24 protein-coding genes and 1 riboswitch are annotated in these 23,924 nt (G+C 45.3%); of the genes, 4 read left to right on the top strand and 20 right to left on the bottom strand.

Annotated elements, in window-relative coordinates; all coding sequences use genetic code 11:
- Position 1 precedes the first annotated feature (1 nt).
- From BQ7400_RS09905 to BQ7400_RS09870, 8 genes are all read right to left on the bottom strand, one after another.
- Positions 2 to 1,939, bottom strand: a complete 1,938-nt coding sequence (locus BQ7400_RS09905) for a V-type ATP synthase subunit I (RefSeq protein ID WP_072470418.1) — start codon at positions 1,937 to 1,939, stop codon at positions 2 to 4.
- Positions 1,929 to 2,969 (bottom strand): V-type ATPase subunit, encoded by a 1,041-nt coding sequence (locus BQ7400_RS09900; protein ID WP_034440762.1) that lies wholly within the window; start codon positions 2,967 to 2,969, stop codon positions 1,929 to 1,931. The genes BQ7400_RS09905 and BQ7400_RS09900 overlap by 11 nt, the downstream gene beginning before the upstream one ends.
- Positions 2,959 to 3,291: a hypothetical protein gene (locus tag BQ7400_RS09895; protein WP_034440763.1), complete on the bottom strand. Its 333-nt coding sequence runs from the start codon at positions 3,289 to 3,291 to the stop codon at positions 2,959 to 2,961. Before BQ7400_RS09895 ends, BQ7400_RS09900 begins: the two co-directional genes overlap by 11 nt.
- Before the next feature lie 1,129 nt (positions 3,292 to 4,420).
- Positions 4,421 to 5,215 carry a DnaJ domain-containing protein gene (locus tag BQ7400_RS09890; protein WP_072470416.1) on the bottom strand — a complete coding sequence of 265 codons (795 nt, stop codon included), beginning with the start codon at positions 5,213 to 5,215 and terminating at the stop codon, positions 4,421 to 4,423.
- Complete coding sequence (locus BQ7400_RS09885; RefSeq protein WP_034440765.1) at positions 5,208 to 5,579, bottom strand: metallopeptidase family protein; 372 nt, start codon at positions 5,577 to 5,579, stop codon at positions 5,208 to 5,210. The genes BQ7400_RS09890 and BQ7400_RS09885 overlap by 8 nt, the downstream gene beginning before the upstream one ends.
- Positions 5,580 to 5,587: 8 nt before the next feature.
- Complete coding sequence (locus tag BQ7400_RS09880; RefSeq protein ID WP_052099446.1) at positions 5,588 to 6,118, bottom strand: folate family ECF transporter S component; 531 nt, start codon at positions 6,116 to 6,118, stop codon at positions 5,588 to 5,590.
- A gap of 47 nt (positions 6,119 to 6,165) precedes the next feature.
- Positions 6,166 to 6,256: riboswitch (THF riboswitch) on the bottom strand.
- A 465-nt stretch (positions 6,257 to 6,721) separates the two neighbouring features.
- Positions 6,722 to 7,198: a peptidoglycan recognition protein family protein gene (locus BQ7400_RS09875; RefSeq protein ID WP_072470415.1), complete on the bottom strand. Its 477-nt coding sequence runs from the start codon at positions 7,196 to 7,198 to the stop codon at positions 6,722 to 6,724.
- Positions 7,167 to 7,718 (bottom strand): RNA polymerase sigma factor, encoded by a 552-nt coding sequence (locus tag BQ7400_RS09870; protein ID WP_072470414.1) that lies wholly within the window; start codon positions 7,716 to 7,718, stop codon positions 7,167 to 7,169. The genes BQ7400_RS09875 and BQ7400_RS09870 overlap by 32 nt, the downstream gene beginning before the upstream one ends.
- 1,040 nt (positions 7,719 to 8,758) lie before the next feature.
- Here BQ7400_RS09870 and BQ7400_RS09865 point away from each other — a divergent pair.
- From BQ7400_RS09865 to BQ7400_RS09850, 4 genes are all read left to right on the top strand, one after another.
- On the top strand, positions 8,759 to 9,274 hold the full coding sequence (locus BQ7400_RS09865; protein WP_072470412.1) for a hypothetical protein: 516 nt from the start codon (positions 8,759 to 8,761) through the stop codon (positions 9,272 to 9,274).
- A 66-nt stretch (positions 9,275 to 9,340) separates the two neighbouring features.
- Positions 9,341 to 9,559 carry a DUF1659 domain-containing protein gene (locus tag BQ7400_RS09860; RefSeq protein WP_072470410.1) on the top strand — a complete coding sequence of 73 codons (219 nt, stop codon included), beginning with the start codon at positions 9,341 to 9,343 and terminating at the stop codon, positions 9,557 to 9,559.
- An 11-nt stretch (positions 9,560 to 9,570) separates the two neighbouring features.
- Positions 9,571 to 9,783, top strand: coding sequence for a DUF2922 domain-containing protein (locus tag BQ7400_RS09855; RefSeq protein WP_034440771.1), 213 nt, complete (start codon positions 9,571 to 9,573; stop codon positions 9,781 to 9,783).
- Positions 9,784 to 9,796: 13 nt separating this feature from the next.
- Entirely contained in the window at positions 9,797 to 9,940 is a 144-nt protein-coding gene (locus BQ7400_RS09850) for a YvrJ family protein (protein WP_072470409.1), read from the top strand.
- Between the two features lie 548 nt (positions 9,941 to 10,488).
- Here the strand turns inward: BQ7400_RS09850 and BQ7400_RS09845 are convergent.
- From BQ7400_RS09845 to BQ7400_RS09795, 12 genes are all read right to left on the bottom strand, one after another.
- Positions 10,489 to 12,906, bottom strand: coding sequence for a GA module-containing protein (locus BQ7400_RS09845; protein ID WP_072470407.1), 2,418 nt, complete (start codon positions 12,904 to 12,906; stop codon positions 10,489 to 10,491).
- A 963-nt stretch (positions 12,907 to 13,869) separates the two neighbouring features.
- Positions 13,870 to 14,100, bottom strand: coding sequence for a hypothetical protein (locus BQ7400_RS10505; RefSeq protein WP_144019935.1), 231 nt, complete (start codon positions 14,098 to 14,100; stop codon positions 13,870 to 13,872).
- The gene (locus BQ7400_RS09840) at positions 14,097 to 14,567 is read right to left on the bottom strand and encodes a transposase (protein ID WP_072470405.1); all 471 of its coding nucleotides are present in this window, start codon (positions 14,565 to 14,567) and stop codon (positions 14,097 to 14,099) included. The genes BQ7400_RS10505 and BQ7400_RS09840 overlap by 4 nt, the downstream gene beginning before the upstream one ends.
- A gap of 1,046 nt (positions 14,568 to 15,613) precedes the next feature.
- Positions 15,614 to 16,315, bottom strand: a complete 702-nt coding sequence (gene rplA / locus BQ7400_RS09835; RefSeq protein ID WP_034440225.1) for a 50S ribosomal protein L1 — start codon at positions 16,313 to 16,315, stop codon at positions 15,614 to 15,616.
- Positions 16,316 to 16,357: 42 nt separating this feature from the next.
- Positions 16,358 to 16,780, bottom strand: coding sequence for a 50S ribosomal protein L11 (gene rplK, locus BQ7400_RS09830; protein ID WP_034440223.1), 423 nt, complete (start codon positions 16,778 to 16,780; stop codon positions 16,358 to 16,360).
- A gap of 64 nt (positions 16,781 to 16,844) precedes the next feature.
- Complete coding sequence (gene nusG / locus BQ7400_RS09825; RefSeq protein WP_034440221.1) at positions 16,845 to 17,390, bottom strand: transcription termination/antitermination protein NusG; 546 nt, start codon at positions 17,388 to 17,390, stop codon at positions 16,845 to 16,847.
- A gap of 10 nt (positions 17,391 to 17,400) precedes the next feature.
- Positions 17,401 to 17,646 carry a preprotein translocase subunit SecE gene (gene secE / locus BQ7400_RS09820; protein WP_072470404.1) on the bottom strand — a complete coding sequence of 82 codons (246 nt, stop codon included), beginning with the start codon at positions 17,644 to 17,646 and terminating at the stop codon, positions 17,401 to 17,403.
- 12 nt (positions 17,647 to 17,658) lie between these two features.
- Complete coding sequence (gene rpmG / locus BQ7400_RS09815; RefSeq protein ID WP_034440217.1) at positions 17,659 to 17,808, bottom strand: 50S ribosomal protein L33; 150 nt, start codon at positions 17,806 to 17,808, stop codon at positions 17,659 to 17,661.
- Between the two features lie 796 nt (positions 17,809 to 18,604).
- Positions 18,605 to 19,969 (bottom strand): DNA repair protein RadA, encoded by a 1,365-nt coding sequence (gene radA / locus BQ7400_RS09810; RefSeq protein ID WP_072470402.1) that lies wholly within the window; start codon positions 19,967 to 19,969, stop codon positions 18,605 to 18,607.
- Complete coding sequence (locus tag BQ7400_RS09805; RefSeq protein ID WP_072470400.1) at positions 19,938 to 22,409, bottom strand: ATP-dependent Clp protease ATP-binding subunit; 2,472 nt, start codon at positions 22,407 to 22,409, stop codon at positions 19,938 to 19,940. Before BQ7400_RS09805 ends, radA begins: the two co-directional genes overlap by 32 nt.
- Positions 22,409 to 23,419 (bottom strand): hypothetical protein, encoded by a 1,011-nt coding sequence (locus BQ7400_RS09800; protein ID WP_072470398.1) that lies wholly within the window; start codon positions 23,417 to 23,419, stop codon positions 22,409 to 22,411. Before BQ7400_RS09800 ends, BQ7400_RS09805 begins: the two co-directional genes overlap by 1 nt.
- Complete coding sequence (locus BQ7400_RS09795; RefSeq protein ID WP_072470397.1) at positions 23,406 to 23,924, bottom strand: UvrB/UvrC motif-containing protein; 519 nt, start codon at positions 23,922 to 23,924, stop codon at positions 23,406 to 23,408. The genes BQ7400_RS09800 and BQ7400_RS09795 overlap by 14 nt, the downstream gene beginning before the upstream one ends.

Here is a 23,924-nt window from a genome sequence, read left to right as displayed (position 1 = left end):
TTTAATCCTCCTTCATGGATATCTTATCCGCCTTAAACAAGCGGCCATTTCCCTTGTAAAAACGACTGAACATTTCATAGTATTCCAAACGCAAGGATTGGATAAAAACAATCAATCCTTCCAGGGCAATAATGACAATGTTCCCTACAATTAAAACCAGCGTATTTCCCCCGGAAGACCCAATCATCTTGCCCAGGGTTTGGAAGGCTAAAAACAAGCCCACATGGTTGATGGCAAAGGCCCCTACCCGGATAAAGGAAATAATCCCCGTAACCGTAGAAAGCATGGTTTCCACCAGGGAGAAAATCCCTTCCGTGTAATAGTCCACCTTAGATTCAACCACCTTCTTGTGGGTCAGCTTTTCCACAATGGGTCCTTGGAACAACATCAAGACCAAGGACAGGACAATGAAAAATACACTGACAAAAATCGGGACCACTACCAGCTTAGCCAGTAGGTAAACCCCAATATTGATAACATTCAAAAAAATCACAAGACCCAAAACGCCCTCTTTTGAAAAGAAAGCCTGGCTCTTTTCATCCTGCTTGACTTGGTTATAAATCCCAATTGCATAAGAAATCAGGAGGAGAAGAACCCCGAAACAAATGGCCGTAACCAGGGTCCGGTTGATTTGGTCAAAAGGCTTAAACCAAAGCCCCGAGAAAATTTCCTCACTCCCAAAAATAGACCCGTAGAGGGCCCCAAAGACCATAGACGACAGGCCCAGGCGTTTTAAAAGCTGTCCAAAGGCGCCCAGCTTGCGGGACAAGAGCATTCCTGCTAAGAAGAATACTGCCCCCTGACCAATATCACCGAACATGGCGCCGAATAAGACCATATAGGTAATCCCAAAAATCACCGTAGGATCAAATTCATAATAATTCGGTGTACCGTACATATTGATCAAGAATTCAAAAGGCTTGAAAAATTTCCAATTCTTTAATTTTGTCGGTGGGTTGGAATTCTTCTTGGGGTCGATAAAGTCAATAGATAAGCCCTTGTACTTGCCTTCCAAGGCCTTGATGGCTTCAATATCCGACAATCCAACCCAGGCAGATAAGAAATAATAGTGGTCCGACTGCAGCATCATGGTCTTTAACTCTTCAATCTTATCCTTCAAATAAATATAGGCCAGAGCCTCCTTCATGTCCTCTTGGTGGTCATGAACATATTGGACCCTTTCCGACTCAATTTGGTCCGATTGGCTCCTAAGCTCTTGGATTTCCACACCCAAATTCAGGATAATATCCTTGGAAATCCGCTCATCATGCCCTAAAATATCAATATCCATCCAGCCCAAAGACTTCAAAACCCGGTCAATTTCATTGTCCATTTCCTTGGGATAAATGGTGAAATAAATTTCCCGGTCCTTGTCCAGGGTCCCTGTGTGGTAAAAAACCGCCAGGATATTGCTGTAATTCTTCTTCAAGCGGAAGCGGCCTTCCGCCGTTAAAAAGCCAAAGCGGACATTGAAATTTTCCAGCTCAGACAAGTCCTCCAAGTTGGCATCAATATCGTCAAAAAGAGCCCGGTTATTTTCAATTTCTTCCAAAATTTCCAAACTCTTGTGGATTTGGTCATGGTCCGCCCTTTGCTTTTTCATCATATCAATGATGGGGTCGTAGTCCTTGTCCATATCCACCCGGTCCGTATAGACCCGGTCAATATCCTTGAACCCGTAAAAATCCCTAAGACCTTGGAGCAAGTCCCGTCCCTGGTCCAGAGATTGACTCGTCCCAAAGGGCTTGACATAGTTGAGTTCAATATTCTTGTCCAGGTTGTCTTCATCTTCCAAACTTAGGGCAAAATTATTCTTGTCTACTTCCCCTTGAGCATGAATAAATTCACAGGCATCCAAGCGCAATAAATCCACCAAGACAGAATTCATGGTGGGCTTGGGACCAATTAAATTCATCATTCGCATTTGCTCAATAGCCATTCACTTCACTTCCTTCTATATGTCCTAAATGCCTCGTTAAATACTTCAGCTTATCCTCCGTATCAATGTGGAAACGAGCACTTTCAAACAAGATCCTCAAGTCATTCATCTCACTTTCCAGGAGAATCAAATAGCAAAACAACTTGCCCATGTTCCCCTTAGAAAACTTGATCTGGCTCTTGCAATAATAATACAAAAACCGACTGGCCCTGCGGTGGCTGTATAAATACACATCCTCCCCTTCAAACAAAAAGGCATAGGGCGTTTGGGCGATCCTCTTTAAAAATTCCCCCTCCGACTTGGTGTAACAAAGGTCCGATAGACGCTTATAATTATAATAGTCACCACCAAGAATACAGAAATTCATAATTTCTTCCGGTAAGAGCTGATAATACTTCTTGGCCCGAGCCATCCAGAGAATATTCAACAAGTCAATCTTGCGACCAAAGATCCTCTTGAACCAGTCCTTGTTTTCCTTAGAAAACTTGGCCGTAGCCCCCAACAAATCTTGGTAGTAGAGCTTGTCCAGGTTCATTTCCATATAAAAAAGTATTACATCCTCCTCCTCATTTTGATAAGGCTTTAAAATTCTGTAATACTTGGTCATCTTTAGTCTATCAACAAATTGTGCGATTGTTTCATTCTTGAGTTGAATCTTTTGCTTGCCTAAAACCAGCTGGTTAAAAGTCAAATCCCCCACATTCTTGTGGAAACGGAGGCAACGTAAAACCAATTTCAGCCGGTTCATTTCCTCACTCCGGGTGTAGGCCTGCATAAACTCCTTGTAGGGTCCCGTTAAAAAATGCGTCAGCTTGTTAACCTGACCCCCCTCATAGGCCTTTAAAACATCTTGGGCATCATACACATTTTCAAAGGCATCAAACTCGGCCAAAAAACCATAGTCATTGACCCTTCGAAAAACATCTTCCAAGTCCTGCTTGCCTGCAAGCAGCAAAATGTCATCATCCTTTAGAAATTGACCATACATATGATCTATTTTGGCATTCAAAGCCGCAAATTTATTGATCATCGTCTGCACTTTCTTTCCCGAGAATTTTCGTAAAAGCACGTTCCACCAAGGCATCCTTCACCTTGCTGTACTCAAGATCCATATTCTTCAATTGGACCTGAGAAGCACTTTTTACCGCTTCAATATCCCTTGCGAAAGAATCCAGGGTTTCGTCATAAGACTTCTTCGCCTTTTCCTTAGCCTCCTTAGACCTTTGATATTCCAAAGAAGAAAGCTCCTTGCGGTAAGACTCATCCATTTGGTCAATAGACCGCTTGGTGTCCCCCTCCAATTCCCTTGTCTTTCGGTCAATATCAAGAATGCTTTCAATACTTCTTTTCAAAACATCCCTTCTTTCCAAAGATTATTATATGCCTATTATACCATAAGTTCAAGAAAAATAAATTATTTTCACCCCCGAAAACAAGTAAATAAAAGGCCTGGGGCGTGAAAATGTTTTTTTGTGCAAGTTTTGATAAACAGGATATGTAAATATAGGTCCAAGATAAATATGCAGAATTTCCCATGTAGGGGCGACCCTGTGCCGCCCATGTTGCGGATTCGGGTTTGTTTATATTGGGGATATATTTGTGAATGGTCTGTAGGGGCGACCTGGTTCATGACCTAACCCGATGAGAGCGAAGCTCGAATCGTAGGTAGGTTCGCAGACAATTGTTGCCAAATTAAAATTTGGACAATTGGTTGCATAAGACCTACTATGGCTCCTTCGTCGCCAAGTTAGGTCTGGAAGATACTAAGATTTCCCAAGAAGACAAACGAAGTGCAGTCTGATTGGTAGAAATCGACAGTGATCGCCCGTTCTTTCGTTCCCAGGGATATTTTGTATAGGGGACATCCCTATTTACATTCTTCTCTATATATACCCTTTTCCCTATATATTGGGGAAGGAAGTAGGGCGTCTTGATTCGCCCTATCCTTCCCCAAACCCCTACCTCTCACCCTAACGCACTGAAAGAAGCAAAAAATTTGAGATTCTAAAAATTTTGAACTCGCTACGCTCAAACAGCAAAATTTTTTAACGAATCTCAAATTTTTTGACCTCATTTTAAATAGTCGAATCGATACATATCCGGGAAAAATTTTGGATGGTCTGTAGGGGCGGCCCTGTGCCGCCCATGTTGTGGATTCGGGTTTGTTTATATTGGGGATATATTTGTGGATGGTCTGTAGGGGCGGCCCTGTGCCGCCCATGTTGTGGATTCGGGTTTGTTTATATTGGGGATATATTTGTGGATGGTCTGTAGGGGCGACCTGGTGTCGCCCGTTATTCCGTTCCCGGGTTTGTTTATATAGGGCATTATCTTACATACAATATTCTACTATGTCATTCTTTTCCCTATACGGGCTTGACAAGCAAGCCCCTACATAAATCTCTACATCCCCAAATAGGTAAACATAAGAAACAAAATCCCACAAAAAAAGAGACCCGGGCCAGGCCCGAATCCCACTCCTTACCCCTTCTTCATTTGTCGGTAACGATTCATATTGTCCTCATTCATAAACTCATAGGCATCGTTAATTTCCTGGAACTTCTTGGTGGCCGAAGGGTCCTTGTTAATGTCCGGATGGTACTTCTTGGCCAACTTCCGATAGGCCAACTTCACCTCATACTTGTCCGCCAAAGGAGAAATTCCCAAAACCCCAGCGGCCTTTTCATATTGGTCGACAAAACCCAAAGACCCAGGTCCTCCTTGGCCGGCCCCCTGGTAGCCCCCATAAGACTCCCGGTTGCCATAACCATAAGTAAATTGGTCACCAAAAGACCGAGCAAATTCCTCCCATTGCCGGCGGTAGGCCTCCTCTTGAGCCGCCCGACGAGTCTGCTCTTGCCGCATCCACTCCTGTTCCTGGCGGATCCTCTCCTGTTCCTGCATCCGCTTGTAACGGCGACCATAATCCCCCATAGAATCAAAAGAAGCATCCTTGCCTTGGAGGTAAAAATCCGCCTTTTCGTAAAAATACTCCGTCACCATATACTGCAAATACTTGAGATAAGACACGGCAACCTTGCCAATAAAAGGAAAGACAAAAATCAGCAAAAAAATAAAAGAATAGCGGGAAAACATTAATACATTGGAAAAAACCAAAAACAAAAAACACCCGCCAAAAGTCAACGCCGCCGTCAATAAATCCTTTAAAGAACCGAAAATATTCACTAAAATCGACACCACAGTAATCAGGGCACTCAACAAATAGTCAACAAAGACCCCGATGCCCTGGTTCACATGACCCAAAAATTTATTCATGATGCCCCTTTCGATAGCCTTCTAAAAAGACCGCATCCTCCTCAGCCAAGTCATTGACCCCGGCCAAGCGCTCAATATGGTGCCGCAGCTCATGGTGCAGCAACTTTTCCACTTCCTGGTACAAAAACCCCCGGGACTCATTCCCATAAACCTTCATCAAAGATCCATAATAAATCACAATCCGGGACCCGAAAGAATCCACCTGGTATTGCCCCATAATCAACAAATCGTGGTTCAAATCCTCCGGATGGTAGACCTCCTCCTCAGACAAGATCACCCCACCCGTTAACCCGTCAAAAATTCCTTGGGGTAAACGAAGAGCTGCCTCATCCAGCAGCTCCTGTACTTCTTCTATCGTAAACATGTATACTCCTAATCTAAATGCACTTCCCTTTCCACAATAGGGACCACTAGGGGAAGCACAAGGGCCAAAATAAGTGGCTTGGCAATAGCTTGTACCCCTTCCACAGGAAGCCGTGTCCACAAAGTTTGCACATAAGTATTTCCCGTAAAAGACATAATCCAAGCCGAATTTAATAAAAAGTTGCAAATGACTACTTGGAAAAGCCCCGCCAAGATAATATTTGGAATCGAAATCGGACGTTTCTTATGAAGCAAATAACCATAAGCCAGACCCACCAAGGCCGCCGTAAAAGCAAAACCCGGATGATAAGCCCCAACAGGCCGGATCAGAAAACCCAAAAAGTCCGATAAGACCCCGCAAACCGCCGCCGGGATCGGTCCCAGCAAGGCCCCACAAAGAGCCGACACAAGAAAGGCAAAGTTAATCCGAAAAACATTTCCGATTTCCAGAGAAACCACCCGGGCCACTACCACTTGCAAGGCCACAAAAAAAGCCATTACAACTAAAAATAAAGTACGTTTTGAAGATGTAGATTTCATATGAAAATAACCTCCTATTCTCGCTGGTAGCATAGGAGGTCCTATGTCGCAGCGGATCGAAAGAGCATCGCGAGCCAACTCTTCGTTTTATGGCATCTCCATTCCATAAACACTTAACGCGCATCTTTCTTTTCTACAAACATTCTTTCAATTGAATAAACAAGCCCAAAAACCCGGCCCATTTATAAAAATATTATACCATACCCAGGCCAGGCATTAAAGAAGAAGATTGAAAAAATGGAAGAGAATTGGTGCAGTTGTTTGTATTGGGCATTATCCCCCTTTGCATTTTCGGGTAAATTGTCTGGATGGTCTGTAGGGGCTGGCTCTGAAGCCCTAGCCCGAAATCTTTGATTTCGTAATGTAGGGGCGATTTTATATCGCCCATATGGATAAACAGGATAGGTAAATATTATGGAACATGTAAATAAACAGAAATTCCAATTGTAGGGGCCGGCCTGTCCGGCCCGTATGGATAAACAGAATATATAAATACAAGGGAACAAGGTAAATACACATTTATTCCCAATATAAACATATTCGAGTTTGCGGGTGGGCGATATAAAATCGCCCCTACAAGACCACCCCATAATTCAAAAAAACCTACAAACTCTCCCAAAAACCCCACCATGGGCCCCAATCCCCCTGGCCCACCATATGGCCCGGGCAAATCTTTCGACTGGCGTCATAATGCCGGACCACCCGGGACTTGGGAATCCCATACCGAGCCATCAAGACTCGGATCAAATCCCGGGCATAGGCATAAGTCTTGGCCATGTCGTTGCCCTGGTTGATACACAACTCCACCCCGATAGAATTCCTATTTGAAATCCCATACCGGCCCCGACCGTCGCCACAATGCCAGGCCGCATTCCAATCCTCCACCAGCTGGACCACCCCCTTGTCGTCCACAAAATAATGCGCCGAAGCCCGGCGGTTGCCCCCGTTAAAATACCGGAAATGATTCATGGCATCCGCACTGGCCGCCCGGTTTCCCGTATCGTGAACCACAATATAAGAAACCCGAGCCCCCTTGCGACTGGAAAAATTAAAACGAATCAACTTCTTCTTCACAAACATCAAATAACCTCCTTAAATTCCTCAGCCCAGCCGCCTTGGTGTTCTCCACCGACTTATAAGCCAGGCCCAAAAAACCAGCAATCTCCGACAAAGACAAATTTTCATAATAATAGAGCCGCAAAACTTCCCCCTGCCGGGGAGGCAAAGACCCCAGATAAAAATCCAGCCGCCTTTGCCCGTCCTCCCGGCAAACCGCCTCCTCCAAGTCAAAAGGATCCAACAAGGCCTCCTGAAAATCCTCCCCGGCATCCAAAGACTCCACCTGGCCCTTGAACCACTTCCTTTGCACCCCATAGACCCGGTACTTTAAAGCCCTTTGGACATAAGCCGGAAAAGCAACCCCCCGCCCCGGATCAAAATCCCGGACACAGCGACACAATTCCAAGACACACTCCTGGAAAAGATCCTCCTTAGAAGCCCCCTCCCAGCCATAAGCCCGGACCGTCTTGCGACAAAGACCCTCATAAGCCTCATAAATTTCCTCCATAGAATACTCTCGGGGATCCAAAATAACCTTCATACATTTCACCTCCTTTCCCCACCAGTATAGGAGAAAAAGCCAAAAAGTAAAACATATGTTCTTTTCTTCCTACCCCTGTTCTTTTCCAAAAACCTGGACAAAAAGAAAAAATCCCCCGTAGTTTTCAAAACTACAGGGCATTTTCTGAAGCTTTTATTGAAAAAATTTCCCCTTAGATCAAAAAATAAGCCGGGAAAAATTCTTGAAAGACAAGAAAAATTGATGTATCATATTGATTAGAACGTATGTTCTTTTTTGTTCGTAAATGAATGCAGCCTTCGCCAAAAAATGGATTGGGGATTGTGTAAATGCACAAACCATTGTAGGGGCGACCTGGTGTCGCCCGTTATTCCGTTCCCAGGGATATTTTATATAGGGAACATCCCTATTTACATTCTTCTCTATATATACCCTTTTCCCTATATATTGGGGAAGGAAGTAGGGCGTCTTGATTCGCCCTATCCTTCCCCAAACCCCTACCTCTCACCCTAACGCCCTGGATGTAAGAAAAAATCGACAAGCCTAAAAATTCAAAACTCGCTTCGCTCAAACATTGAATTTTTTTAACGGCTCATCGATTTTTTCTCTCAATTTGAATCATCGGATCGGTATATTTCAGGAAAATGTAGGTTGGTTTGATGTAGTTTTGTAGGGGCGACCCTGTGTCGCCCACATGGATAAACAAGATATATAAACACAAGGAAACAAGGTCAATACACATTTATTCCCAATACAAACATATTCGGGTTTGCGGGTGGGCGATATAGCCGTCGATTTCTAGCTGTTCAAGCAAAGCTTTCACAGGAAATCTTGGCATGAGACCTGCCACGAAATCATAGATTTCGGGCTAGGGCTTCAAAATCGCCCCTACAAGATCATCCATCAATTTAAAATGTAAATGTAAAAAATCACGTCAATAAACAGAATTCCCATGGAATTCAATAATATTTACCCATCCCCCTCATTGTTGCATATACACAATTGCAAAAATATGTCCAAATAATCCACCCCACCCAATCCAAACAAAAAAGGGAGGCAACATGAAAAATCAACCAAACCAACCACAACCACAAACCACAAAAAAACAAAAACCCCACCCCGTCCCCTACGAAAGGATCCAAACCATCCTTCCCGTCTACCTAGACCAAACCGGCGACGGAACACAAATCTACACCCAAGACGGGCAAACCACCACCCTGCCCGTCCCCATTACCCACTTTATGGACCAATTCGCCAAGACCTACTTCCTAGACCCCAAGGCCCTGAAATCCTTCTTCCGGCAAAAAGGCCTGACAGGCCCCCTGCCCCTCTACCTGGCCGGACAAATCTTCATCTCCTGCAAGGTCCGTAAACCAAAAATCTCCCGCGACCCCTGCTACGGTTTTATCGCCTACCAGGCCATCCAAGACCTAGTCCCACCCGCCAGCTTTATCCTGCCCCACTACCAAATCCCCCTGGCCTGTAGCCTAGCCACCGCCCAAAAAGCCTACAACAATGGAATCCTGGCCGAGAAAATCCTCGCCGACTACCAAAAAAATTTTTTCCAAAAAGACTAGGGGAAAATTCAATCCAAAAACATATGTAAAGTGTAAGCCGTTGAAAGAAAAAGAAAGGAGCCAACCATGGCAAAAAAAGAAAAAATCGCCCTACGCTTAGAACTGGACACAGGAGTCCAAAAAAATGGAAAACCCATCCTAAAGACCAAGTCCTTCTCCAACATCAATGAAGCCATTGATGACCAGGCCCTCTTAAGAGGCGGTCAAGCCCTGACCAAACTCTTTGACGAGACCTGCACAGGAATCTTGAAGATCGAAACCGTCCGCCTAAACCCAGAAGCCTAAGGAGGTAAACCATGAACAGATACCAACTCGAATGCACCTTTAAAACCCAAGCTGACAAAAACCTGACCCTGCGGATCAAAGACGTCAAAAAAGACCTAGACACCACAGCCGTAACCGGCGTCATGGACGCCATGATTACAGAAAAAATCTTTGGTAAAAACGACTTAGTCGTAGACAAGCTCTCCGCCAAGCTCATCGAAACCAAAGTATCCTCCTTGATTTAAGGAGGACCCACCTATGGAAGACATCCTATCCTCCATCGCCAATATGGGCTTCCCCATCGTTGTGGCTTCCTTTATGCTCCTGAGAATGGAGTCCAAAATGGAAGAACTCAACGAAACCCTAGCCCGGTTGATGGCCGCTATCGAACAATTGAAGTAAGAAAGAAAGAAAAGCCCTTGACCAATGGTCAAGGGTTTTTTCGTGGGATGGGTTTGTAGGAAAACCAATCGTAGGGGCGATTTCATATCGCCCGTATTGATAAACAGAATATGTAAATATAGGTCCAAGATAAATACCCAGAAAAACCAATCGTAGGGGCGATTTTATATCGCCCGCATGAATAAGCAGAATATATAAACACAAGGGAACAATATAAATAAACAGAAAAACCAGTCGTAGGGGCGATTTTGAAGCCCTAGCCCGAAATCTTTGATTTCGTGGCAGGTCTCATGCCAAGATTTCCTGCGAAAGCTTTGCTTGAGCAGCTAGAAATCGACGGCTATATCGCCCGACCCGCAAACCCGAACATATAAACACAAGGGAACAAGATAAATATTCAGAAATTCCAATTGTAGGGGCGATTTCCAAAGCCAAGTGTATCCCTAGGGGGCGGGGGCCTTCCTGCCGGGGCCCTCTCTCTTTTTCTTTAAAAATAAGTACAAAAAAAGAAGCCCGAGGGCTTCTTTTTTTATTTGTAAGACGATGTCTTATTTAGCAACTACAACTGTAACACCAGTTGCAGGTTTGCTTGCGTCACCTTTAGTGAATTTTAAATCAGCTGTTTTAGCACCAGAATCTACCTTAGTAGCTTCTACCTTAACGCCTTTTTCATTCTTTGGAAGATTTGCTTTTACAGTAGCTTCATCAATAGTAGATCCTTTTGGAAGTACTACTTTTGTAGTTGCTTTTAGCACTGTATTTACATCGTTTAAGTCTTTAGCGTCTTGAACTGCTTTGTCTACATCTGCTTTTGTTGCTGCAGCATCCACTTTACCTTCAGCAGCAGTTTTTTCAGCTGCTTCTAAGTCAGTTAATTTAGCAATTTCAGCTTTAGCATCTGCTTTAACGTCAGCACCCTTAAGGTCACCAATTAATGGTAAGTTGCTAGCTCCCTTAACTCCTAGGTCATTGAAAGTAATTTCTTGACCAGGTACAAGTTTAGTTAAGTCAACTCCTTCGTTACGTAACTCAAAAGTAGTAGCTGTTCTTGCTTTTGTACCATTTTCAATTAGGTAAACTTTTACAGTGTATCTTCCAGTTTTTCCTAATTCTGTAGCAGAAATGAATTCAGCTTTTACTTCACGAGCATCTTCAACGTTCTTAACTTTTTCTGGTAAGAAACCTTTAAGTGGAGTGTTTTCTGCAAGTACAGAAACAACATCTACTAGATTATTGTAACCTTTTTCAAAGTGAAGTTGGATTTTAGCATTTTCTTTTAATTGGTTGCCGAAGAATACTTTAGTATCTTCACGTAAGTCTACATATCCAATGCCATTGCCTTTATCAGCAATTTTAAGAGTAGTAACACGGCTTGTCTTTCCTGTTAAATAGTTGTCTTTAACAGCTGGTTGTGTCTTAACTTCTAAGATCTTGTAAACAGGATCTTCACTACGGTTGATTAGAATGTCACCAGATTTAGAACCTAAATCAACAACATCTTCACCATCAAATCCATAGTTAGCTGGGAATGCAGCTTTGTAGTTGCGTAAATCGAATTTTTCAACTTTAGTAGGTGTATAACCTGGTTTTTGTGCTTTAAGAACATAGTTGAACGTTCCTGGAGTTGAAATACGAACGATATCACTGCTAATATTGCTTGTGTCTACATCGTGAACTACAACAACTTTTGCTTCATTTACTTTAGCATTTGGTAATACGTTGTATCCTACATAAACACCGTTTTTAACATCAAGTTTAGCACGGTCAAAAAGAGCTAATAAAGCAGCTTTATCTTTAACTTCTGTTAATACTTCGTTTTTGTTGTCAGCTACAAAGTAGCGAGTAGAATCAGTTGTTTTAACAGTTACTTCTTTATCTGCTAGTTTATTTTTTAAATCATAAACATTAGCATTAGATAATTTGAACTCAGATACAGTTCCTAATGCAACTACATCTTTAGTTTCTGCTACATGACTAGCTACAGCTTCCCATCCATTACCTTCTTTAGCAAGTTCAGCTGGGTTACCTAATTGGATAATGTGAGTTACATTGCCTTTATCGTCAGCTAAAACGCGAACTAAAGAACCAATGTAATATTCTTTTTCATTACCATATACATTTGACCAAGAAATGTATTCAGGTTTTCCATCTACCTTTGTATACTTGGAAGGAACAAAGTTAGTGTTTGCATTTACTGTGAATTCTTTCTTAAGGTCACCTTGGTTTACAGTGAACTTGTTGAAAGTAGCATCAGAGATGATACCCATTGTTTCATGAGATGGATAAGCAACTAAGTCGCCTAATTTGTAAAGTGCATTGTAAAGCATTACAAAAGCGTCTTGACGAACGGCAGGTTTGGATCCATCAACAGGAGTGTTGATTCCGTCGAAGATTCCTAATTGAGCAGCCCAGTTCATCCAGTCTGTTGGCCATTTAGCAGCAGCAAGTCCGTCTTTAGTTAAGTCTTTTTTAACTAAAACGACTAACATTTTTGCTAATTCGTCGTAACGTACTTGTCTTTCAGGTTGGAACATGTTGTGTCCAATACCATGTAAGAAAGGAAGTGCGTTAGCAGGGCTAGCAACTGTAGAACCTGCAGCGATTAGACCATTTGCCCAGTGGTTAGCTGGAACGTCAGTATAGGGAGCGTAAACTCCGTTTAGACGTGCAGCTAAGTCTTGTTGGCCAATAGCATAGATTAGAAGTTTGGTAACTTCTGCTCTTTGGATGTCTTTATCCAATGCTAGGTCAGCGTTTTTGTCGTCTTTGTTGACTTTACGTCCTACAACGATTTCGTTGTCAACAAGCCATTGAACTTTCTCATTGGTTTCTTTCTTTTCTGGAACTTTAACTTCAGATTTTTTAGCATCTTTAGCTTCTGGAGCTTTAGTTTCAGCAAAGACAGAACCGAAAGTTCCTAGTACCATGACTAGTGCTAGTACTAGTGAAAGAAATTTCTTGTTCATATTGTCTTTCGACCTCCTTAAAATTTGTAGATCTACAAAAACCGTGAGGTTTTTGTCGTACTTTCAGAAAGTTCCGGACAACGAACAGTCATTTCCTGTCTCGCTTGCGCGAGGGGAATGTATTCAGTTGTCATAGAACATTTCTTATATATTCATTATACACAAGTTTGGCTTTTTGTAAAATTACAAAAGTGTTACAAAACAGGGTCAAGTGGTTTCGGGGCTGTATTTTATGCCCTTTGGGGTTTGGTAAAGGGTTCACAATTTTTTGTATTGGGGGTGGGGTGTATGGTGCCCTGTATGTATATTTTGGGGTTTGTGGGGTTTGTGGGGTTGGGGTGGTTGGGGTATTTGTATTGTTCCCTATATTTACATATTCGGGGTTGCGGTATCGGGCGATATAAAATCGCCCCTACGATTGGTTTTTCTGGGTATTTATGTTGTGCCCTGTATGTATATGTTCGGGTTTGTGAGTGGGATTTTTGGTGGGGTTATTTACCTTATTTCCTATGTTTACATTTTTAGGGTTGCGGGGCGGGAATGGATTGTCCGGGAAATATACCCCCATATTTATACATGCCCCGCGAAAAGGTCTTGTAGGGGCGATTTTATATCGCCCTTTTTGCAATTGTTAAAATGTGAAAATAAGGGGAATAGTTAAATATAATTTGTTCCCCATATTTACACATTCGAGATTGCGGGGTGTTGTTGGGGTTATTTATATTGTGCCCAATATTTATATTTTCGGGATTGGGGGGGGTTGGGAATGGATCGTCCGGGAAATATGTCCCCCATATTTACATATGCCCCACATAAAGGTCTTGTAGGGGCGATTTAATATCGCCCTTTTTGCAATTGTTAAAATGTGAAAATGAGGGGAATAGTTAAATATAATTTGTTCCCCATATTTACACATTCGAGATTGCGGGGTGTTGTTGGGGTTATTTATATTGTGCCCAATATTTATATTTTCAGGGTTGGGGGGGTTGGGAATGGATTGTTTGGGTATTTATATTGTTTCCTGTGTTTACCTGTCCTGGTTATCAATACGGGCGATATGAAATCGCCCCTACATTTTTGTTCCGGGCATGGAAATATTTTGCCAATATTTATATTTTCGGGGTTGTGGGTCGGGCGATATGGCCGGGAATATACCTCCATATTTATATATGCCCCTACTGTTTCTTTTTTCATTCTTCTTTTAACAGGGCTAATTTTAACGGGTTTTCTTGGATGTATTTTCGGACTTGGTATACTTCTTCTTCGCTACGGAGGACGCGTTCATAATATCCTTTTTGCCATATTTTTTCATGAAAGGGCGGGAGCTTTCCCTGTTTTACTTTTTTTATGTATTGGTTGGATAGGTAGCCTTTAAAGTTTTTGATGATGGTGGGTAGGGGTTGGCGGTGTTCGATTTTTTCGGGGCCGTCGATCATGAGGAGGAAATGCAGGTGGTCGGGCATGGTGGTTTGTTCAATGACTTGGCAATAGGGGTAGGTGGTTTCTATGTGTTGGTAGGTTTCTTGGATGATTTGGTCTAGGCAGGGGTTGGGGCCTTGGAAAAGTTTTTGGCGATGATGGCTTGCTATGGTGATGAAGTAGGCTCCATTCCAGCGGTAGTCATAGTTTTTTAGGCGAAGTTGTTTTCTGTGTGGATTCATGGTTTGCTCCTGTGGTTTTGGGTGGTTTTTCGTTTTCATCATTATATCTTTTTTTGTTTTTTCTGTCTATTTTTTGGTTTTTATTGGGGTGGTTGGGTGGTTGGTGGATGGAATTTGTGTGTATTTAAATTATTCCCTATATGTATATTTGCGGGGTTGCGGGCTTTTGATGGTTTGGGAAATATTTTACCAATATTTATATATTCGGGGTTGCGGGTCGGGCGATATGCCCGGGAATATATCCCCCATATTTATACATGCCCCGCGAAAAGGTCTTGTAGGGGCGATTTTATATCGCCCTTGTTGCAATTGGAAATATGTTTATATTGGGAATAAATGTATGTTGTCATTGTTCCCTTGTGTTTATATGTTTTGGGTTGCGGGTCGGGCTTTCACTGTCGATTTCTGCCAATCGGCCTTCGCTTGGCTCGGCCTCATCGGACTAGGTCATGAATAAAATCGCCCCTACATGGGTTTTCTGGATATTTATATGATTCCCTGTATTTACATATTCGGGTTTGCGGGGCGGGCGATATAAAATCGCCCCTACATGGGTTTTTCTGTTTATTTATATGTTCCCTTGTGTTTATATGTTTTTGGGTTGCGGGGCGGGCGATTACAACTTTTCATCAGCTCAAGTTCGCTTACGCTCCTTTCGCTGTGAAAGATTGCATCTTCCAGACCTAACTTGGCGACAAAGGAGCCATAGTAGGTCTTATGCAACCAATTGCCCAAATTTTTAATTTGGTTGCAATTGTCTGCGAACCTGCCTACGATTCGAGCTTCGCTCTCATCGGGCTAGGTCATGAATAAAATCGCCCCTACATTTTTAAATCGGAGATTTCGGGCTAGGGCTTCAAGGGTCGCCCCTACATTTTTAAATTTATTTTAAAAAAAGAGGTGAATTTTCATTCACCTCTTTTTTGGTCATTTCACTATCGATTTCTGCCAATCGGCCTTCGCTTAGCTCGGCCTCTTGGGAAATCTTAGTATCTGACCTTCCTCAATTCAGCCTTCGCTTCGCTTGGCTTCATTGGGATAGGTCATTAGTCTTCCATTAATTTTTGTCCGTTGATTTTGATTCCAGGTCCCATGGTTGTGGACACGGTTACGGATTTTAAATATTTTCCTTTTGCTGCGGCAGGTTTTGCTTTGATAACTTCGGATGCTAGGGCTTTGAAGTTATCGCGTAGTTTTTCGGGACCGAAGGATACTTTTCCAATGGGTACGTTGATAATGGCTGCTTTATCAACGCGGTATTCTACTTTCCCTGCTTTGATGTCTTCTACGGCTTTGGCTAGTTCGAAGGTTACGGTGCCGGATTTGGGGTTTGGCATTAGGCCCTTGGGTCCTAATACGCGTCCGATACGTCCGACAAGACCCATCATATCAGGAGTTGCAACGATTGTATCGAATTCGAACCAGTTTTCGTTTTGGATTTTGTCGATGTATTCTTGTCCACCGACGTAGTCTGCGCCTGCTGCTTCTGCTTCTTTAATTTTGTCGCCTTTTGCCAGGACTAATACGCGGTTGGTTTTTCCTGTTCCGTGGGGCAAAACGACGGTTCCGCGGACTTGTTGGTCGGCGTGTCTTGGGTCTACGCCCAGTCGCATTGCGAGTTCTACTGTTTCGTCAAAGTTTGCCTTGGCAATTTTACCGATGAGTTCTAGGGCGTCTTTTACGTCGTAGAATTTGCTACGGTCTACTTGCTTTAGGCTTTCTTGGTATTTTTTTCCTCTTTTTGCCATTTACTTTACCTCCTTGTGGTGCAAACGAGTTTTCTCTCCCACTTATTCAACTTCAATGCCCATGCTGCGTGCGGTTCCTGCGATCATGCTCATGGCTGATTCTAGGTTGGCTGCGTTTAGGTCGGGCATTTTAAGTTCTGCGATTTCCTTTACTTGGGCTTTGGTGAGTTTTCCAACCTTGGTCTTGTTGGGTTCACCGGATGCCTTGTTGAGTTTTAATGCTTTTTTGATTAAAACGGCTGCTGGTGGTGTCTTGGTGATGAATGTAAAGGAACGGTCTTGGTAGACGGTGAGTACAACGGGGATGATTAGACCGGCTTGGTCTTGGGTCTTGGCGTTGAACTCTTTGGTAAATTGCATGATGTTAACACCGTGTGGTCCTAGGGCGGTACCGACTGGTGGTGCAGGAGTTGCCTTTCCTGCTGGAATTTGTAATTTTACGATTGCTATGACTTTCTTTGCCATAGTGCACCTCCTCAAATGTGGTATAGCGGGGTTTCCCTCCCACTAGTTTGTGATATGCGTACGATTAGTTTTTCTTGACTTGTCTAAAGTCAAGTTCCATGTTGGTGTCTCGACCAAACATGGAGATGACGACGGTAAGTTTTCCTCTGTCTTCGTCGACTTGGCTGATGGTGGCCATAAAGTCTTTAAAGGGCCCATCAATAACTTCGACGATGTCTCCGACTTCATACAGTCCTGAATAGTCTCTCTTGTCGGCTACGCCTAGGGAGAGGACTTCTTCGTCTGTTAGGGGGACGGGTTTGGATCCCGGCCCTACGAAACCTGTTACTCCTCGGGTATTGCGTACTAGGTACCAGGATTCGTCATTCATAATCATCTTGACGAGAACGTAGGATGGAAAGACTTTGCGTTCTTTGACGACTTCTTTTCCATTACGCACGGAGATGTATTCTTCCATGGGGACTTGGATGTCAAAGATGAGGTTGTCCATGTTCCTGTTTTTTACCAGGGATTCCATGTTGGCCTTTACTTTGTTTTCGTGTCCGGAGTAGGTATGAATGACGTACCACTTGGCTTCTTGTTCTTTAGACTCGATTTGTTGGTCTGTCAATTGAATCACCTTATGCTTTGATGAAGAGGCTTAAGATGCCACGAATGACGTAGTCAAGTCCGTAGATTGCAAGTGCTACAATGATACTAACGACAATGACGACGAGTGAATAGGTGAAGATTTGCTTCTTGGTCGGCCAGATTACTTTTTTGAATTCTGAACGAACTCCGCGGAAGTATTTTCCCAGGCTTTTTTGGTCTTGTTCGGCCTTGGCCAGGTTGTTGGTTGTTTTCGCGGGTTTACTTGGGCTTGCCATCTATTCCCTCCTTTATTTTGTTTCTTTGTGGTTGGTATGGGTCTTGCAGAATTTGCAATATTTTTTTAGTTGCAGACGTTCTGTTGTGTTTTTTTTGTTTTTAAATGTGACATAGTTGCGGTTCTTGCACTCTTCACATTCCATGATTGCGCGATCAGCCATTTTGCACCTCCTGTTTTTATGCAACTTAAAGAGAACCCCGACTATGATCGGGGTCTTCAATCTGTAGTATTGTATCACGGTTTTGGGGGGCTGTCAAGGTTTATTCATGACCTATCCCAATGAAGCCAAGCGAAGCGTCGGCTGAATTGAGGAAGGTTCGCAGACAATTGCAGCCAAATTAAAAATTTGGGCAATTGGTTGCATAAGACCTACTAAGGCTCCTTCGTCGCCAAGTTAGGTCTGGAAGAGGTCGCGGCGTTTCAAATCTTTGATTTGTCAGCAAGCGACCATCCCTGCTATAGATAAGATAATGACCTAACCCGATGAGGGCGAGAGAAACGAAGCCCGAATCGTAGGTAGGTCAGATACTAAGATTTCCCAAGAGGCCGAGAGAAACGAAGGCCGATTGGTAGAAATCGACAGTGACATGACCTAACCCGAAATCTTTGATTTCTTAATGTAGGAGCGATTTTGTAGGGGCTGGCTTGTCCAGCCCATTTGCAAAACAGGATTTATATACACAAGGTCAACAAATTTCATGAACATGTTTCTCATATATCTATATATCCTGCCCACTAACACGGGCGACACCAGGTCGCCCCTACAAAGTTATTCGAAAATAGACCATAGGCCCTTGTGGTTACATGTTCGGGTATGTATAAAGGGCCGGCTACAACTTTTCATCAGCTCAAGTTCACTTACGCTCCTTTCGCTGTGAAAGACTGCATCTGACCTACCTACGATTCGAGCTTCGCTCTCATCGGGTTAGGTCATGAACAGGGCCGCCCCTACATTTTTACCTGAACTCTCCTAATACCTCTCTCAGGGTTCTTAAACTTTTGGTCTTGTATTTTTCTTTAAGTTTTTCCTGGATGGGTGGGGTGTAGATTTGGTCGAAGCCCATGCGGTGGGCTTCTTGGATCCTGGCTTCTAGGTTGGGGATGGCTTTAAGTTCGCCGGTGAGGCCCACGTCGGCCAGGAAGATGGTATTGGCGGGGATGGGGGTGTTTTTCAAGCTGGAGTAGACGCTCATGATCAGGGCCAGGTTGGCGGCGGTTTCTCTTAAGGGGATGTTGCCGGTGGTTTTAACCACGACGTTTTTATCGGTGAGGCGTTGTTTGCCTCTTTCTTCCAAGACGGAGATCAGGGTTTGGAGGTGTTCTTTGCGAACGCACTCGCCGATCCGCAAGGGATAGGGGGTAAAGCTCCGGCTCACCAGGGCTTCGACTTCTACGACGATGGGTCTTGTGCCTTCTCTTAGGACGGTTAAGGCGGACCCGGGGACTTCTTCTCCAGGGTCTCTTTTGGTCATAAAGTAGGCGGAGGGGTTGTCGATGGATTGGAGGCCATCTTCTTCCATGGAAAAGAAGCCCATTTCGCCGGTGGACCCGAAGCGGTTTTTGGTGGTGTAGAGGGTTCTTAGGGGGTCACCGGGGTCGCCTTCTATGACCAGGACGGTGTCTACCAGGTGTTCTAGGGACCGGACTCCGGCTAGTTCGTCTTCCTTGGTCATCTGGCCCACCATAAAGACCATCCGGGGTCTAGCTCCCTTGGCTAATTCTAGCATTTGGTTGGCGCAGGCCATGGTTTGGGTGGGGGTGCCGGGTCTGGAGGTGTAATCTTGGCTTTGGAAGGTTTGGATGGAGTCTAGGATAATGAGGTCGGGGTCAATTTCGGCCACGTCTGATAGGACTTGTTCCAGGGAGTTGGTGGAGGTAACCCAGATGTTTTCTGGAATTTTTTTTAGGATTCTTTGGGCTCTTTGGTAGATTTGGGAGCTGGATTCTTCTCCACTGGCATAGAGGACTTTGAGGCCGGCTTGGGCGAAGTCGCTGGAGACTTGCAGGAGCAAGGTGGACTTGCCGGCGCCGGGTTTGGCTGTCAGGATGCTGATGGAGTCGCGAACGACGCCTCCCCCCAGGACGCGGTTGAATTCTTGGATTTGGGTTTTATAGCGGCTGGTGGTGCTGACCTTGCTTTCTTGGAGTTTTTTGGCCCGGGAGGGTTTGGCCTTGGCCTTGCCGGGGCCTTGGATGGCTTGGTCTTCTTGAATTTCTTCTTCGAAGCTATTCCACTCTCCGCAGGATGGACACCGGCCCAGGTAGCCTATGCTGGTGTAGCCGCATTCTTTACACTTGTACTGGCTCTTGACTTTCTTCATCTTTTTCCTCTTGGTCTTCTTGGATTTGGATTTCTTGGCCTTGGACGCTGATGTGGAAGGTCCGGCCTTGGTCTTGCTTGCCTTCTAGGATTTTATCGGTTAGGGGTTCTTCAACGAGTTTACGCAGGGACCTTTCCAGGGGTCTGGCACCGTATTGGGGGTCGTAACCTTTTTGGGCGATGAAGGGGACCAGGTTTGGGTCGAAGTTTATCTGGGTTCCCACGTCTTCTAGGCGGTCTTGGAGGTCTTCTAGGAGTCTTTCCACGATGCTTTGGACTTCTTTTTGGCCCAGTTTGTTAAAGACGATGACTTCGTCGATCCGGTTGAGGAATTCGGGCCGGAAGAGTTTTTTCAATTCTTCCTGGATGGTTGATTTGATTTTTTCTCGGTCTTCTTGGTCTTCTTGACCCAGGCCGAAGCCCAGGGTGTTTTGTTTTTTCAAGTAGGCGGACCCGGCATTGGAGGTCATAATCACCAGGGTATTTTTAAAGTCTATGGTCCGACCTTGGCCGTCTGTCAGGCGACCGTCGTCCAGGACTTGGAGGAGGATGTTAAAGACGTCGGGATGGGCTTTTTCAATTTCGTCAAAAAGCAGGACGGAATAGGGCTTGGTCCGGACTTGTTCGGTTAACTGGCCTCCTTCGTCGTAGCCTACATAGCCTGGAGGGGACCCTACCAGGCGGCTGACGGTGTGTTTTTCCATGTACTCGCTCATGTCGAAGCGGAGCATGGCATCTTGGGAGCCGAAGAGTTCCTTGGCCAGTTGCTTGGCCAGGAAGGTCTTACCCACGCCGGTGGGGCCCACAAAGAGGAAGGACCCAATGGGTTTTTCGGGATCTTTCAGGCCCACCCGGGCTCTTTTGACGGACTTGGCTATGGCCTTGACGGCGTCTTCTTGGCCCTTGACGACCTTGTTGATGTTGGCTTCTAGGTCCAGGAGTTCTTTGGATTGTTCCCGGCTGATTTTGGTAATGGGAACGCCGGACCAGTCGGCGACGATTTCTGCAATTTCTTCTTGGTCTACCACCATCTTGCTTTGTTTGCTTTCCTTGTCCCAAAGGGCTTTTTCTTGGTCTAATTGGGCCTTGGTGGTTTTTTCTTGGTCTCTGAGTTTGGCAGCGGCTTCGAAGTCTTGGGCATCGACGGCTGCTTGTTTTTCGTTTTTATATTTTTCCAGCTTCTTTTCCAGGTCCTGGATGGAGGAAGGGCTAACCATGGAGTGGACCCTAAGCTTGGAGGCGGCTTCGTCTATGACGTCAATGGCCTTGTCGGGCAGGAAGCGGTCGTTGATGTAGCGGTGGGTTAATTCCACTGCGGCTTCAATGGCCTGGTCTGTGATTTTCACTCCGTGGTGGGCTTCGTACTTGTCTCTCAAGCCCTGGATGATGGTGATGGAGTCTTCTTCGGTGGGCTCGTCAACATAGATGGGCATGAGACGGCGTTCAAAGGCGGTATCTTGCTCAATGTAGCGGCGGTATTCGTCTATGGTGGTGGCCCCAATCATTTGCAGGTCTCCCCGGGTCAGGACGGGTTTTAAGATGTTGGAGGCGTCCATGGCTCCTTCGCTGGCGCCGGCTCCCATGACGACATGGAGTTCATCAATAAAGAGGATGGCGTTTTTTTCTTCTTGGACTTCTTCCAGGAGGCCCTTGAGGCGTTCTTCGAAGTCGCCTCGGTAGCGGGCTCCAGCCAGCATGGCTGACAGGTCCACCGAGTAAATTTTTTGCCCCTTGATGATTTCTGGGACATTGCCGGTGGCCATTTTTTGGGCCAGACCTTCCACTATGGCAGTTTTTCCTACTCCAGGTTCGCCAATGAGGACGGGGTTGTTTTTCCTCCGCCGGCTCAGGACCTGGATGATGCGTTGGATTTCTTCTTCCCGGCCAATGACGGGGTCAATTTTTCCCTTTTTGGCCACCTCTACCAGGTTGCTGGCGAATTTTTCCAGGTAGGATTCTTCTCCCTCTTGCTTGTCCCCTTGGGGGGCTTGGCCTTGGCCCATCATGGTTTGGATGGACTGGTAGATGGATTTTTCCAATTGGTTGGGGTCTATGCCCATGTTCCGCATGGCCAGGACTCCTACCCCCTTGCCCTCGCTTAAAATGGCCAGGAGGATGTGTTCTGTGGACACATAGCCTTGGCCCAAGGACCGGGCGATTTCAAAGGAGATTTCAAAAATTCGCTTGGTTCGCGGGGTGTAGTTGGCGGTTTGAACCGGAGTCATTTCCGGTGGCACCAGGTCCATGCTGACTTTTTTAAAGGACTCATAGTCCAGGCCGGCCTGGGCCAAAAAGGCTCCGGCTCCCTGGGACGGGTCCTTTAGCATGGATAAAATTAAGTGTTCTGAGCCTACATAGTTATGGCCCTGGCTCTTGGCTTCTTCTTGGGCCCGGATGATCATGGCTTGACTTTTTTCTGTAAATCGTCCATACATTCCCATTAAAATCCCTCCTTCATCATTCGCCGGCAGAGGTCGGCCCGGTAGATATCTCTCGATTCTTGGTCCAGCCGAGCCTGCTTTTGGATTTGCAGGCTGGCGTTTTGCAGGCGAAATATGGTTTCGTATATGTCTAATTGGTTTTCTTGCTTGATAATGGACAGGTCGATGCCCAGGCGGATCATGGACAGGCAATGGCACATTTCTTCATAGGAAAGAATGCGGGCATTGCGGAGGATCCCAAAGGACCGGCAGACCTTGTCTTCTAATTTAATTTTTTCTTGAAAATAAAGTTCTTTTCTCTTGGCTTCTTCCAGGGCCACAATTTCCAAAACGGCTTTTTCCAGGCGACGGATGTAGTCTTGTTCGGTAAAGCCCAGGGTTTGTTCGTTGCTAACCTGGTAGATGCCTCCTACGGACTTGGAGCCTTCGCCATGGAAGCCTCGTAAAACCAGGCCCATTTTGGTCAGACTTTGTTTGAGACTTTTCAGGCCACTGATTTCCAGGGCCGGCAGGTGGACCATGACGCTGGCCCTAAGACCGGTGCCTACATTGGTGGGGCAGGCGGTTAGGTAGCCGTATTGGCGGTCATAGGCAAAGTCCAGGTCTTTATCCAGGTCTCTTTCTACTTGCAAAAGACCCTGGTAGGCTTCTTCCAGGGCCAATCCCGGCAGGATGGCCTGGAGTCGCAAGTGGTCCTCTTCCAAGACCATAATGGAGACTTCCTTGTCCTCTCTTAAAAAGAAGGAGGCCCCGTCGGTTCGCTCCATCATGCCGGGGCTGATCCACTGTTGTTCCACAAAGTGGAGCCGGGACAAGAGGGAAACTTGCTTTAGGGGGTAAAAGGTATAGGTGTCGGGCCAACTGTCAATGGCATCGTGGACTTTTTTTGTGATTTCTTCCTCCTGGTCCGGCTTCAAGACCTCGGTAAAGGGGTAGTCCTTTAGATTTCGGGCCAGGCGGATCCGGCTGGTTAAAATAATATGGGTTTTGTCGTCTTTAATGGGATTCATGGGCCTGCTCCTTTAAGCCGTTGATTTGGTCTCTTAGGTCTGCTGCTTGTTCGTAGTTTTCTTCTTCCACAGCCCGGTCCAGTTGGGCCTTGAGGTCCATAATCTTCCGGTCCCGGTAGACTTCTTCCTGGAAGGCCCGGGGGATTTCCCCTTGGTGGTGGTCTTGGCCGTGGAATTGCTTGATGATCTTATTGAGGTCCGGGGCAAAGGCCTGGTAGCACTGGCTACAGCCCAAACGTCCGGTGTCCTTAAAGTCCTTCCATCTGGTGTGGCAGTGGGGACATTCCCTGCCCCGGGCTTCTTCTCCAGGGTCTTGGATCATCATTTGCAGCATGGCTGAAAGAACTCCTCCCAGGCCTTCATCCATGGTCTTGCTGATGCCCAGGTCTTCTTTCATGAGTTCTTCCAGGCAGTCTTGGCAGACCTGCATTTCTTTTTGCTGGCCCTCCCTGGTTACCAGGTAGGAAATAACTGCGGGTTTTTCGTGGCAATGTTGGCACAACAT

Source organism: Urinicoccus massiliensis (assembly GCF_900120405.1).
GTDB lineage: Bacteria > Bacillota > Clostridia > Tissierellales > Peptoniphilaceae > Urinicoccus > Urinicoccus massiliensis.
The sequence above is the reverse complement of the archived record's forward strand: the minus strand, read 5'-3'. Positions and strand labels throughout refer to the sequence as shown.